This window comes from Marinomonas transparens (assembly GCF_016463975.1).
Classification (GTDB): Bacteria; Pseudomonadota; Gammaproteobacteria; order Pseudomonadales; family Marinomonadaceae; genus Marinomonas; species Marinomonas transparens.
The window spans coordinates 1-14,356 of the sequence record NZ_JAEMNX010000030.1 but is presented as its reverse complement, the minus strand read 5'-3'; the positions used below and the strand labels follow the sequence as shown (position 1 = coordinate 14,356).

Here is a 14,356-nt window from a genome sequence, read left to right as displayed (position 1 = left end):
TTCTCGAGCGATAGTTTATTCGCCCCATAGCAAAGCAAATTTTTTCCTCTGTCATGCCCTTTAAATCAATACCCCTAAATTCAAGTTTTCAGGTATTTCATCACCGCTTTCCAGTCAGGGTATGATGTACTTCCATAATGTAAAAGCTTGCCTTCAAAAGCATCCTGTCCTTTTCCTGAAACGTTATCATCAATCAAATAGCCTCCCTTTAGTAAACTCTTATTCGGCGAAATAATGAGTTTTTCCGTGAACTCTAAACCAAAGTATTTTTCAATCCAAATACGCTTTTCTGTATAGCAAAGTGGATTTTTTATGGAAGGTGCGGTCAGTATATAAGGATCATAAAGATTTGAATCAATAAGCTGTTTAACTGATTCAACCCCAAACGGAATAGGGTCTAAATTTGCGAAAAAGCCATATTGAGATTGAGGGAACATAATATTAGGCTCATTCACCCGAGCCTGCTGATATGCTCCCTTGAAGTCACATAAGACATCGTCCATATCGATATAAACAATAGATTTCATCGTGTTTCTTCCTATTTCTTCATCATGTTTATTAAAAAGGTATCCAAGCTTATCATTTTGGAGTTGATTAGCTTTAAGTAGATAGCTCCACTTATCTTCATGCGTATGCGAGCAGCTCCAGCTCTCTCAACCCATATCAGCTTTTGCTCTGCGGGTAAAAAATCACTTCATTGTTCAAAAAGAAGCTCCTCATAAGTTTTTTACTTTATGTGTTGAATATATATTATCTCTGTGACAATATATATTCAACAACAAGGAGGCAGTAATTATGAGCATCACAATCACAACGAATTTAAACGACACAATTCAGCTAGTGACTCTTGGTTTCTCTGGAGGCGAAAGGCACGTACAACTATCTTACCTTCCGACAGACACACCAAAATTTGTATCGATAAAAGCCATACTCAACAGCACGGATGATTTGCTCGACTTACTCTTAATCGATAATGCACTAGAAAATCACTATGGACAGCAAGTTAAGCTTCGCCTTGAAATCCCTTACTTACCCTATGCTAGGCAGGATCGTGTTTGTGCTGAAGGGCAAGCTTTCTCTCTACAGTTAATGGCTAAGTTAATTAAAAATCTAAACATTGAAGAACTTGCAGTATGGGATTGCCATAGCAATGTCGGTCTTGAATTAACAGGAGCAACGAACGTTCCCGCTACCGAGATAATAAAAAGTGATTCCCGACTCTCTGATTTATTACGCTCCCCTAAGGCCGTATTAGTTTGCCCTGACAAAGGAGCACTGCAACGCTGCTCAGAGTTAAAAGAAGAGCTTAATATTTCGAATATGGTGATATGCGAAAAACAGAGAAACCCTACAACGGGAAAGATTACTCATACAGATGTACTAACCGATGATTTAACAGGAAAAGTAGCCATCATTACCGATGATATCTGTGATGGCGGATACACCTTTATCAAAATTGCAGAACAGCTAAAAGCAAAGAATGCTGAAAAAGTGGTTCTCTACGTAACTCACGGAATTTTCAGCAAAGGCTTAAGTGTATTTGAAGGGCTCATTGATGAGATTTACACCACGACAAGCTTTACTCATCAGCCCAGCGATAAATTACACGTTATTGACTACACGTATAAATCAAACAATCTAATCACAACAAACACTAAAGGAGCGTGATATGAACCCATTAATGTCTATCGACTTTTATAAAGCAGACCACAGACGCCAGTATCCAGAAGGGACTGAATATGTTTACGCAAACTTCACACCACGCTCATCTCGATTAGCAAATTTACTTGAAGGCTATGATGAACGGGTGGTTGTCATTGGGATTCAAGCTTACATCAAACGCATTTTGATCGACCAATGGGGCCAAGAGTTTTTTGCTAAGCCTAAGCAAGAAGTCGTCAGTAAATATAAACGCAGAATGGACACGTCTCTTGGTGAAGGTGCCATGCCAATTGAACACATTGAAGCGCTTCACGATTTAGGTTACTTACCATTAAAAATTAAATCTTTACCAGAAGGTAGCCGAGTAAATATTAGGGTTCCTATGTTTACCGTTGTTAACACTCTACCTGAGTTTTTCTGGCTTACTAACTACATAGAAACAAGTATTAGTGCTGAAATATGGAAGCCATGTACAACCGCTACGATTGCCTATGAGTACAAGCGTTTATTAACCGATTACGCGTTACAAACAGCTGCTCCATTGGATTTCATACCGGTTCAAGCTCATGATTTTAGCTCTCGTGGTATGAGTGGCATGTTGGATGCTGCTGCATCTGGTATTGGACACCTAGCCAACTTTATCGGCACTGATACAGTGGCTGCGATTGATTATGCCGAAGACTATTATGGTATTGATGGAGTAGTCGGTGTTTCTGTCCCTGCCACTGAACACAGTGTTATGTGCATGGGCGAAAAAGACAACGAGATCGATACTTTTAAAAGACTCATTAACGACCTATACCCATCAGGGGTGGTAAGTATTGTTTCTGATACCTGGGACTTTTGGAAAGTCATTAGTGAATTCACAAAAGTGTTAAAAGAAGACATTCTTAACCGTCAGCCTAATGCCATCGGACTTGCGAAGGTTGTTTTTAGACCGGACAGCGGTGACCCAGTAAAAGTTATCTGTGGTGATGCTGACGCAACACCAGGTACGCCTGAATTCAAAGGCGCAGCGGAATGCTTATGGGATATTTTTGGTGGTACCACTACGGATAATGGCTATAAATTATTAAATGAGCGTGTCGGATTAATTTATGGGGATTCAATAACACTGCAACGCGCTCAGGCCATTCTTAAAGGGCTTAAAGCAAAAGGATTCGCATCAACGAATATTGTATTTGGTATTGGTAGCTATACTTACCAACACCTAACACGAGATACCTTTGGCTTTGCTATCAAAGCCACATGGGGACAAGTGAATGGCCAAGGTCGTGAGATTTTTAAAGACCCAATTACAGACAAAGGTGATAAGAAGTCTGCGGCTGGCTTATTGCGCATAGAAGAAACAGAAAATGGCTTTGAATTATTCGACCGCCAGACACCTGAGCAAGAACAACAAGGTGCATTAGACATTGTCTTTGAGAACGGAAAAATAATTAAGGAAACCAGCTTTGCTGATATCAAAGCTAAGCTAGCCTAATAACGCATAAACCCACCTGTACAAGGACGTACTTAGTGGGTTTTCTCACATAATTTTACGAGAACATAAATGACAGAAGAAGAGTTTTTAAAGCAATACAACATCCACGACTTTGATGTTCCTTTATGTACTGTTGATATCGCTATATTTTCATTAATTAATAATGAACTGCACACTCTTATGGTTTTGAGAGAAGAGCATCCGTTCAAGGACAAATGGGCTCTTCCTGGTGGGTTCATACACTTAGGTGAAGATGATTCTACTGAGTCTGCAGCACACAGAACACTTCGTCAAAAAACAGGTATGAAATCAGCCTATCTGGAGCAAGTTAAAACAGTAAGCTCCCCTAAGCGTGATCCTCGTGGATGGTCACTCACTGTATTGTACTTTGCTCTCGTGGACATCAACCAAGTTAAGCGAGTAGATACTGACAAAAAGTCTACTTGGATGCCTCTTTCTGATTTAAAACAACATGGCTTAGCATTCGATCATAATGAATTAATCCATACAGCAACAAAGCGCTTACACGCAAAAGCCACTTATACTGCTTTGCCTATTGAGCTCATGCCAACTGAATTCACATTGACTGAACTCCAGCACGTTTTTGAGATGATCTTAGGGCGAAATTTACAAGCTAAGGCATTCAGAAATCGAGTACTGTCAGCAAATATGGTCACCGAAACAGGAAATAGCAAAATCAGTGGGAAACGGCCTGCTAAGCTTTTCAAGTCAACAGGAGTCAATCGAGAAATGTTCTTTAACAGACCCTTAATGGAATAGCCGTCAACTACTTAAAGTGCATTTTTATTTCAGAAACTGGGTTTAATTTCTAATGTTCTATTAACAACTTTTTTACCTAAGAATCAGTTGGGAGTACTTTGTTGAGAATGGTGTCGTTGTGCCAGTAGGTGCTAAAGTCAAAGCGGTCTCATAAGAATTTAAACTACAAGTCTTTGATATCTATAGCAATCTCAGGTGAGTTCTCACGCTGTTCTACAACCTTTTCTAATTCTAAGTCTTCCAACTTCTCAAGCTCAGAAATTAATGCTTTTTTGGCAGTATTATCCAAACGGGAAATCAAACACGCCAGTTCAGCACTCAAATCGTCTTCACACAAAAAGTAATTCAGAGGAACGTTGAGCTCTTGAGCAATTTTTCTCAACGTCACGATATCAGGAACATGCCGTCCCTTTTCATAGTGGTTCATACGGCCGCTGGCAGAGCTTTCGTCCATACCAATTTTTATCCCAAGCTCTTTCTGAGATATGCCGATTTTATTACGAGCTTGTTTAAGCCGCAGTGGTATTGGGTTATCTGACAAAATAGTTTCATCTTTAAAGTCTCATGTACTTAGATTGTCTAAGTTTTACTTATTTCTGTATACTTAGCAATCCTAAGTATTTAGTTTTTGAGACACAAACATGACATCCAAACCATTTTCTTTGAATAAACAGTTCAAAGAACTCTTACAATGCGTGGAAGGAACCAGCATCAGACGAAAAGAACTCATTCAATTAGCATCAAGTACAACAAACCTAGATATAGTCCAATCCACTAGACTAGTAGCAAGGAACGTTAGCAGACTGACATCTAAAGGCCTCCTAAGCGCGAGTGGAGAGCGAAACGCTCGAACCTACCACCTTACTTCTGAATTAATCCTAATGCTAAACAGCAGCTCTTGTGGCTCGTCAGACGAAGAAACTATAGATACAAGTCAAAGCTCAAATGAGGTGCATCTTCTAGATGAAGAAAAAAAAGCCAATGCTGAATTAAAACTACTGTTGGGAGAGATTGATGCTTATCAGGAATATTTAGGACTACTCCCACATAAGCGACCAACTATTTTGAAATTGTTAGATGAGTCGAGAGAAAAAGCAACAAGGTTCTACGGCCGATTAAACGCCATTAAAAAGATTATTCAATCGACCCAACCTGAGGGGAATTTTTAATGCTTAGGGCATGGCAAGGACAGTGTCTCTCTCAAGCAGTCACATCTTATAAGAATCAATCTCAGTTCTTAGTATTAGCTTCCCCTGGAGCGGGTAAAACTCTGCTGGCAGCGCATATAGCAAAAGCTCTTATCAACAATGGTGATATCGACTATGTAGTATGCTTTTCACCTTCTCGAATCGTTTCACAGAGCATTGAAGAAACATTTGAGAAAACAATGGAGCGTAAATTTAATGGCAGACTTGGGGCAATAGGAGCATCACGAACTTATCACTCTCTTAGCAATGCGGCTGAGCTAATCAATGATCTTGCGGCCACTAGAGTCTTGGTCATTTTTGATGAAATACATCACTGTGCAGGTAACGGTGACTCTCCAGCTAATGCTTGGGGTTTACAACTACTATCCACGATACAGCATTTAGCGACTTATACGTTGTCACTTACTGGCACACCCTGGCGCACTGACACACTTCCTATTTCATTCGCTAAATACTCAGATCCAGAAGGCAACATTATCTGTGACTACTCGTATGATCTTGTTGATGCAATAAAAGACAAAGTCTGTCGGATGCCTCAAATTACCGCAATTGATATAGAAAAAGTAACAGTAAAAGGATTAGGTAAATTTGAAACCTACACTAGTCTGGAAGCGCTACTTAAAGAAGGTGAAGTAAGCTATCAAGCTGTAATTGGACACCCAGAAGTCATCAAGCACTTATTGTCATTGAGTGTTCAGCAGCTCAATGCTCTTAGAAAGAGTTCACCTAATACTGGTGGTTTAATTGTCGCCTCTTCATATGAACATGCTTTGCAGATTAAATCGATCTTATTAAATTGTTTCAGCAAAGAATCAACATTAGTTTCTTGTAGATATGACAACTCGCCAGAATTAATTCAGCATTTTAGAAATGGTACATCTGAATGGATTATCAGTATCGCAATGATCAGTGAAGGGACAGATATACCTAGGCTACAGGTGTGCTGCCACCTCACAGATGTGACAACCGAACTGTATTTTAGGCAAATTTTAGGTCGAATACTTAGAATAACTAAGAACAAAAAAGGCTCTGCTTACATGTACATTCTAGCTGAGCCAAATCTAATGGAGTTCGCAAAGCGATTAAATAAAGCCATTCCTGGAGCTTACAACTACCAAAAATCAAAAGAGCTTACCGATCGCTTCGAGATAATTGATATTTTTAGGGGGGAGCTAAATGCCCTAGAACGTCGCAACGACTCTGATAGGTCTGAAACAGTATTAGACCAATTGGATTTCAGCCGAACTGAAGGTAGTAATACTCTTCAAACTTCAGAACTTACGATGACATCGTTCAAATCAAGAATTGTTTCTAGTTTCTTGTCTAAGACAACCTTAGCTTAGATAGAGCTAATACCAAAGTATAATAAATTACCTAACACTAAGGCTTTTCGCTTCGCAAAGAGAGGTATCTTGATTACTCAAAGGTTAAGATACTTATTCAAACGCTGGAGGTAGTTCTCATAATCGCTGGGCGGCTATAATATGTCTGCGATGAGAAGCATATTCAGGCTTTCTTCATGATATTCATTCATTTTGTGATTCAAGCTTGTATCTGAAGCTGCTCTTACAGTTGATGCAATAAAGAAGTACTTGGTCTGCTCTGCCTCCCCCAATTTGCATATACCCTGTGGTTTGGCAATTTACACACGTGAATTCTTCAAGCAATTGAGTAAATACCTGTTTGCCCTCGTCAGTTACTGGCATGAAATGGGTGCCAACATCGATGGGCGCACTAGCCTCCCCATTGTCGGGCGAGAGGCTTGCCCTTTTTTGTGCTTGTTTATTTTGGATGGCTAATCGTTCTCGAATGTCTTCAACGTTCATATACCAAGATGGATCATTCTCATCGACAAAACCAAGTACCTCGCTGTAAAAGCTTTGAGCAATTTTTGGAACGACACTGTATTTGAGTCGTCCGTAGGATGTCGGCTCCCAGCCTTCAGTATTAGCCTTTTCAATCAAACGAGTAATATTGTTTTTTATGGTGCGGCAAGCATGTGTTTTGCCTTTGCATTTCTCAGACCGAGAAAAAACTACAGCGTCTTTGAGAGCTTTATTAATTAGATACGCGCAACGGGAGGGAGAGTAACGCTTTAGTGCGCTACACATCGTTTCATAAATTGCAGGTAGCTCTTCTTGGAGGATAGGGAAGTCCACAATCTTCTCTGTCGCTTGAAGAAACTCTTTTAACTGCATCAGTTGAAGGCTTTGAATGGTCTTCCAAAACTCTTCCTCAGGATTAATACACGGCTTATTAGGGGTAGCCACATGCACATGGTATTGCTGGCTAACTTCAGCTGGGCTTATAAGTTGACGTTTTCGGCAACCATGTTTATCACAAAGATCTATCAGTTCATCTGTGTCACAATCACAATCCTCATATTGATCAGCGATAGTTAGCCTTAAGTGTACAGAATCAAAGCAAGGCCAGTGGCTCCCATCTTTTAGGTACTCGCGTTGATCGAATGAGTTAATATGAGCATTTAAAATCTCGTTCTTCGTATATTCTGTCCATGCGTAGCCCATCGCCGAAACTTCGAACATTCGTTTTATGTACTGAATGAACTCATTTTGCGTTGGGAACAGTAATAGTTTTTTCTGGATGTTGTTTACAGGGTCAAGAGTGCCGTTCTCATCTACATACCCCGATTTGATGATTAAGTGAGTTGCATAGACATCTAGCTGGCTTAAGTAATCCAGTCCACCGTATTCATCTGTAGCAATGGTATTATTTTCCTGAAAAGCTCGCCAAAAAGTGCTTTCTAGTTTCTCGGTTTCTTCTCTTCTAGATCTTTCTTGTGCTGCTTGAATCTTCTTGCATTCAACGCATGAACAGTTGATCAAAGTGTCACCGCTATTCAAATAGACCTTGTGGCCACAGTTATCACATATGCCCCAGTCGACGCCGTTTCCCACAACATTTTTTCGTTTTGTATATATCTTGCTTTTGCAGTATAGGCACTCATGTTCTGTATCTGCCTCAACATAAGGGAAATGCGAGATGATGTGTGAGATGTGACAACTCACATTCAGCTCATTCATTAGAGCTCTAGTTAGAGTCCTGCTTAAATAGCGTTCGTAAAGTAACTCGATTTGTTCTTCGTTTAAGTGTTCCATTACATTTGATGGGAATACTAGGTGTTCCGACATTTTGCTTTCCATATTTGCCGTAGCAGTAATTGTAAAGTAGATAATCGTAACAGAGAATTTGGCTTAGGTGGAATTACTGGATAGCTCTATTGTATATAAAAATGGCATACACTTTTAATACTAGGTTGAGGTTACTCGAAATGTAGGAATGGTGGATTATGTGAGAACTCGAAGCCTATAGGCAACTGACTTTCTTATCCATACCAAGTATGTCGGTTATTGTTGAAATCTAAGATTAAATAAACTCTCGCAGGTCTATACTTGTATTCTGTTTTAGTTTTAGAGCTTCAAGTTCCTGCTCTAACTCTTCAATTCTAATACTCACGGACTCCATTTCATCCTCATCCAAATCAACAGCTAAAGCATAATCTACATACCGTCTTATAGTTGTTGTTACAGACTGATGGCCAGCCTGCAGTCTTAATGTTTGCTCAACATGCCTAACATCAATTTGCTTTAGATCATTGCTTTCTCTTCTAATAATACGTTCGGTTTTAATTAACCTTGCAGCAAACCTCGTTAAACCGAAGCGCCTTAAAGCGTGTGGAGTTATCTTTGGGTTAAATGAAGTTAATACTGTATAAAATGTATTCTTGCTCATTCTTGGTTTTAGAGATCTATTACCCGCATTGATGAAAATATTATCAACATCACCACATTTCGTCCAAATATTACTTATAGCGTCATCTCTCTCATATTCGATATAATCCCAAGTGGCCTTTATTAAACTTTTACTCACTGTAACCTTTCTGTGCTTTCCATATTTAGTGCCTCGATGAATGTATACTTCTGACATAGAAGAATTAAAATTATCAACTCGAGGTAAATCAGAAATTTGTAAACAAATAAGTTCTTGTGACCGCAATGCGGCCTCAGTCGCCCATCTGACCATCAGCTGATTTCGGACAGCCAAGAATTCACCTACAGAGTCCTTTTGATTTTTGACTTCTTTAGCAAGGTAGTCATTCAACTCTCTTATCTCATGAACGTTAGGGATATATTTCAATGGTTTTTGTATACCGCCTTTTAGAAATGGTATAATAAAATCGCTTACTCCCTTAGAAGGCTTTTTAACTATGATGTTAAAATCAGTGTTATCTGCTTTGTTTGGCCACCCAATCATATTTGAGCAGTAAGAAGTGTTATTTTGACACCACCAATAAAACCTACATATCGATGATAAATAAAGATCACAACTTTCATTAGATAGCCGGGAAAGAGCCTCATCACGATAACGCTCCATAGTAAAATTTGTTGGTTCAGAGAGGTAATCTATTTTCTCTGATTCACAAAAATCTAACCAATGAGCTAAATGGTCCGCATCAGCTCTCACTGTTTTATCAGCCAAACCAATATTAAACTTACGTTCAATTAGCCACTCGCTAACAGGCACCACGGTTCTACCGGATGAAAAAATAACCTTAGGGCAATTACAAGGAGCTAATACCTTGTGACTCATTTACCCTCCAGATTAATAATTTTTCTATTGGTGTTTTGATCTCGTATCTGCGCTTGAACAATTTGATTCTTTCTCTTAGCATCAATTAATTGCCTGCGAAGCTCAGTGTTCTCTTCAGCCTGCGCGTCCCTTTCTTTCTTTGTAATCTGCAATTCAACCTTTAGTTTTTTAATTACGCCTTGAAGCTCTTTATCTTTAGTTTGAACTTTTCGGTCGCCTTTCTTTCGGCGTTCTTCGCACTCATTTAAAAGTCCTAAAATATGTTTGTTTAGTGCCGTACCACCTTTAATGGCTCTAGAAGACTTCGAAAACCTCTCGTAGCGCCCCTCTGACAGTGCTACAAACCAGTTAAGGGAAAATTTAGTTGGTATAAGAAAATCGACACTAGAGCCATTCATGTAACTTTCAAGAGCAGTTATTTTGCATTCTATTTTTTGCATCAATAAATCTTTTAGACCGTTATCCATTTTGTAACACCTCAAGCATGGGAGAGGATGACCAAACCAAATCAGTTACATTAATTTGGTTAATTGGTTGCTCTACTGGAAGCAAATTAAGACAGCCTTCACAGCTACCTTTGGTTGCGCTAGAACATTGTATGGCTCCACTTTCTAAGCATTTGCTTCTTTTTTTGATATCAGGAGTTAGGCCAAAACACGCTCCATCTTTGACAAAATTTAGAACATACTTATCAACTAATTTACCTTTATCTTCCATTCTTGAAATACGCTTTTCGCCCTGTCCTTCAATGAGTCCAAATAATTCTGCTATTTCATTCCCAATCAACGATTTATCTGGTCTGAAATCACTTTCAATTAGATCTATAATTCGTTCATTTTTAACTTGCTGCATCTCCCACTGACCATCGCTATCAGTGATATAATCCATTGTCATCTCAATAGACTCATGACCTAAAAACCAATTTAGAGTAAACAAGTTAGGGTCACGGTATTGATAATAATAAGCCATAGCCAAAAACCGCCTAAATTGGTGATCAGCGAATATGAATGGATTACCTTCTTCATCTTTTGATTCTATTCCCACATAGTCACAAAAACCATTGAAATCCGGCCATGCTTTACCATGTTTAGAATTTGCATCGGTGACTTGCATAAGGTTATCAAATTGACTAGCTTCTCTTCCTTTCGCCGATAGATCTTCAAGAATAGATACTGCCGTAGCCACAAGCTTCAAGGTTGGTAAAGCTCGCTCACCTTGATTAAATTTCTCTTGATCAACAATCAAATACCAAAGTCCACCTTCTTCATATGTACAATTAGATTTAAGTCCATATATCTCATCTCTTCGGCGAGCTGTAAATGCTAATATGACAAGTAAACATGCTGATACAAGGTGTTTATTAACTATTTGCTCAATAGACGTTGCTTGGTGTCGGTATGTAGTTATTGAGTGTGGGAAATTAGCTAACTTATTGCTTTTTATCCACTCTGAGGTGAGCCTCCTAGCGTAATGAGTCTTAGACTCAACATTCCCCCCAAAACCATAATCCTTTATACATTTCAATTTTTTTTTATAAACTTTCTTTATATGCTTAAAATGATTCTGTAAGGGATCTGAATAATCAATTACCCACCGGATAGATTCATCCATGACAGCATACATAACGTTTCGGGGTATATTTCGGGTCTTTATATTAGAAGTAGTCGCCTTTTTCTTAGATAATTTAGATACTTTAATATCATCCATCCACATACGATCTACTCGGTGATTTTCTGTGAAGAGATCAGGCATTAAATAAACTTGCCGCATTAGACTTGATACAACTGATATCGACTTTCTAATAGTAGTTTCTGATTGAGTTTCAATATTATTTTTTATCACACCACTTCCTTTCAAGTCATAACCTAGTGGCTTCAATGTTTTATATTTTAGCAACTGATATTTAGGAGCATTTTGAAGAGCTCGCGCGCTGACTCCAAGCTCAGAAGAAAACATATTATTATCAAATTCTATTTTTTCATGGTTTGTCTTTAAATACTTTGTTGACTTCAAAGTTTTTGTATAGGCCCCAACATTTCCATTAGAAATTATCTCGTTAAATCGATTTACTGCTCGTGAATCTAAGTCCAAACGCACTACCAGCCCTTTTGTAGAATAATCAGTAATAAGTTGATTAATAACAGAGTTATTAACGCTAGATAAATTTGAAATATTAGGAATTAAAAGTAAATATCGATAAAAATTAAACAACATAATTGCTGCTTTATATAATGATTCCGCTGAATTCGTCATACCTAGTTTTTTTTCTGTTGTAGAAGCCCTTATCAAAAGACTCATTTTTATCAATTTTACTGCGCCATAATAATTATTTAGTTTGTCACCATTTGGACCAACAGGTATGTTTTTCCAATCAATTTCATAAGTCCTTTTCATATTTTTAGTATCTTGTAATACCCAAATATCAGAATCATAAGAACAACCTTTGAACCATCTTATTTTTAGGGATTCAATATCAGTTTTATTATAAAAATATGAAAAATAATTTGCGTAATTAATGATTTGAAGTGCCATTAGACATTACCTCAGCAATAGGAATGAGGCTTACGTATGAGTTTTGAGTGAATGCAGCTTTTTTTTGTGCCTCTCTCATTAATCTTGCATGTGTTGGGTCTTTTGAAAAGGTATCAACAATGAGGGTTGTGAAAACATGCCATACTCGCCATTTATAAAAATCCTTGTCACTTAGAGTCTGTTTTAATTGAACAAGAACTTCATGCCACTGAATAACATTAGCTAAATTATTTATTGAAGCTACGAATACTCCCCTTCGCTGCTTGCATGTTGGACATTTATCTACCTTGTCACATACACTACCAGCTTTTGTTCCATGTTGAGCGCCTGCGGTTGGATCAATGCAGTGAATACCACCAAACTGTTGGTTAATTGCATTTTGAGCTTCTTTTTGTCGCTGCTCTAAAGCAAATTCTTTATTTTCATTATACGAAACAGGGTCAATACCAATTTTCTCTGCAAAACCTTCAATATCAACTGTAAATAATGCTTGGTACCAGTTAAGAAACAATCGTATTTCTTTATCTTGTTGCCATATTTCGGGATAGTGATATGTATAGCGCTTACCCATTTCTAAAGAAGCATGCTGACCTTCAATCATTACAGCTGTTGCGTCCCTAGTAACAAGCCCAGTAAGAAGAAGAGCACTTCCCCTGATCGCTTTAGGTGTTGTTTCCCAAGTACCACCAGACGCTTTTTTACAGAGTATTTTAAAAATTCGATTAAAGATTTCTAATGACGGTCTAGTAGGTACATAAACGCGTTCATTTGGACTAATTTTTACATTGTTTTTGTGCCATTGAAGAAATAGAAATCTTCTATCTCTTGGAATTACATCATTAAGGAATTTTTTACGGCATTTCATTTGATGAAGAAATACATCTCTTACAGTCAGAGTTTGAGGAGTAAGTTCATCGACTCTCATTGGAAGATTTTTGTATTTGGCCTCGTGCCCTCGTTGCCTTCTTTTAGTCCAGTTAAGAGTAAAGTAGTTATCATTTTGATCAATTAAATCGTCTTCTTTTAACCCCCAAACGCTTGTTGTATTAGCATTAGTTTCAAGTAGGATAAATGCGAATGCACATACCATTGCATAATTTGAGCAACCTAGATGCCATTGTATAAGCTGACGATTATATTTATATCGATCCATTCTATCTGGTAACCAAAAAACCCCATAGCGAGAGTCTTTATTTAAAAGCAACCTCCCTTCGTTATAACGAATTAAGTAGTTTACTAAAACTGAAGTCGCGCATCCTCCTAATGCTTTATCGTATAGACGCATCTTTGTATGAGCATCGTCTCTTGACAGTATTGCTTTATGAAATGCATCCGCACGAGCACTTATCTTGCTGTCATTAGCCCATTCGATAGCTTGATTTGTCGACTCAATATATGAAACATAATCCTCAGCTGCTTGCGACTTGAGCTGAGACTTTCTATCTTGTAATGAACTAATTACTAAGGATATTGGATTAAAATCAGAATCCCCCTCAGTATTCTCAAGTGTATACTTAATTAAAGATAGAGAATCTTCATCAAGCGAAACATCATTATCATCGAAAGAAACTACAAGTTTTTCCAGATTATTTCTATTTATAAGTCGATAAAAGTCATTAGATAAAAATGTTGAGCTCTGCCCAAGTCGCTGTTTGTCTTTCCATCCACGAAGAACAAGACCATCCGGAATCGTTTTTGTATAAACTAAATATTCTAGAAGCTTTCGGACTCCCATTAATTGATTAATACGGGTTTTAAGTTGATCTGCTTTAGGGTAGGAGTCAAATATATGATTTCGATATTCGGTTAATAGATTTTGCCAAGCAAGATACTCTTCCTGTAACGAACCGACATCCTGTCCAATATAGCTCCAGACCTCATGATTTGGTCTATCTGCTAAAAATCTTAACCATCTAGTTATATGTTGGTAATAGGTTCTTTCTGTTGCTTTAGTCTTGAAGGTTCCATTAAGCAATCGCCAAGCTTCAGCAACATCAAGAAGAAAAGCCTGCGGTAAAGTATTTGAGTAAATAGAGAACGATCTAATCGTGGTAGAGTTTACTTTTACTTCCATAAAAAA

At 38.1% G+C, this 14,356-nt stretch carries 12 protein-coding genes; 5 read left to right on the top strand and 7 right to left on the bottom strand.

The features are described from left to right. Positions 1-80: 80 nt before the first annotated feature. A complete protein-coding gene (locus I8J31_RS18785; protein ID WP_199470123.1) occupies positions 81-527 on the bottom strand; it encodes a 5' nucleotidase, NT5C type in 447 nt (148 codons plus the stop codon). A gap of 268 nt (positions 528-795) precedes the next feature. Between I8J31_RS18785 and prs the strand changes: the two genes are divergently transcribed. The 3 genes from prs (at position 796) to I8J31_RS18770 (ending at position 3,925) form a co-directional block, all read left to right on the top strand. Continuing rightward, positions 796-1,668, top strand: a complete 873-nt coding sequence (prs, locus tag I8J31_RS18780) for a ribose-phosphate diphosphokinase (protein ID WP_199470122.1) — start codon at positions 796-798, stop codon at positions 1,666-1,668. Between the two features lies 1 nt (position 1,669). Beyond that, complete coding sequence (locus I8J31_RS18775; RefSeq protein WP_199470121.1) at positions 1,670-3,145, top strand: nicotinate phosphoribosyltransferase; 1,476 nt, start codon at positions 1,670-1,672, stop codon at positions 3,143-3,145. 69 nt (positions 3,146-3,214) lie between these two features. Continuing rightward, a complete protein-coding gene (locus tag I8J31_RS18770; RefSeq protein ID WP_199470120.1) occupies positions 3,215-3,925 on the top strand; it encodes an NUDIX hydrolase in 711 nt (236 codons plus the stop codon). Positions 3,926-4,088: 163 nt separating this feature from the next. Here I8J31_RS18770 and I8J31_RS18765 read toward each other — a convergent pair whose 3' ends face one another. Beyond that, the gene (locus I8J31_RS18765; protein WP_233402910.1) at positions 4,089-4,466 is read right to left on the bottom strand and encodes a helix-turn-helix domain-containing protein; all 378 of its coding nucleotides are present in this window, start codon (positions 4,464-4,466) and stop codon (positions 4,089-4,091) included. 100 nt (positions 4,467-4,566) lie between these two features. Between I8J31_RS18765 and I8J31_RS18760 the strand changes: the two genes are divergently transcribed. Together I8J31_RS18760 and I8J31_RS18755 are read left to right on the top strand one after the other, a co-directional pair. Beyond that, positions 4,567-5,094, top strand: a complete 528-nt coding sequence (locus tag I8J31_RS18760) for a VspR family transcription factor (RefSeq protein WP_199470119.1) — start codon at positions 4,567-4,569, stop codon at positions 5,092-5,094. Beyond that, positions 5,094-6,476, top strand: a complete 1,383-nt coding sequence (locus tag I8J31_RS18755) for a DEAD/DEAH box helicase (RefSeq protein ID WP_199470118.1) — start codon at positions 5,094-5,096, stop codon at positions 6,474-6,476. Before I8J31_RS18760 ends, I8J31_RS18755 begins: the two co-directional genes overlap by 1 nt. Before the next feature lie 183 nt (positions 6,477-6,659). On the opposite strand, the gene I8J31_RS18750 is transcribed toward I8J31_RS18755, so the two are convergent. The 5 genes from I8J31_RS18750 to I8J31_RS18730 form a co-directional block, all read right to left on the bottom strand. Continuing rightward, positions 6,660-8,285 (bottom strand): hypothetical protein, encoded by a 1,626-nt coding sequence (locus tag I8J31_RS18750; protein ID WP_199470117.1) that lies wholly within the window; start codon positions 8,283-8,285, stop codon positions 6,660-6,662. 235 nt (positions 8,286-8,520) lie between these two features. After that, positions 8,521-9,744, bottom strand: coding sequence for a tyrosine-type recombinase/integrase (locus tag I8J31_RS18745; RefSeq protein ID WP_199470116.1), 1,224 nt, complete (start codon positions 9,742-9,744; stop codon positions 8,521-8,523). After that, positions 9,741-10,211, bottom strand: a complete 471-nt coding sequence (locus I8J31_RS18740; RefSeq protein WP_199470115.1) for a hypothetical protein — start codon at positions 10,209-10,211, stop codon at positions 9,741-9,743. The genes I8J31_RS18745 and I8J31_RS18740 overlap by 4 nt, the downstream gene beginning before the upstream one ends. Further along, positions 10,204-12,276, bottom strand: coding sequence for a site-specific integrase (locus I8J31_RS18735; RefSeq protein ID WP_199470114.1), 2,073 nt, complete (start codon positions 12,274-12,276; stop codon positions 10,204-10,206). The genes I8J31_RS18740 and I8J31_RS18735 overlap by 8 nt, the downstream gene beginning before the upstream one ends. Beyond that, on the bottom strand, positions 12,257-14,356 hold a 2,100-nt coding region (locus I8J31_RS18730), incomplete at its 5' end, for a hypothetical protein (RefSeq protein WP_199470113.1). The genes I8J31_RS18730 and I8J31_RS18735, both read right to left, overlap by 20 nt.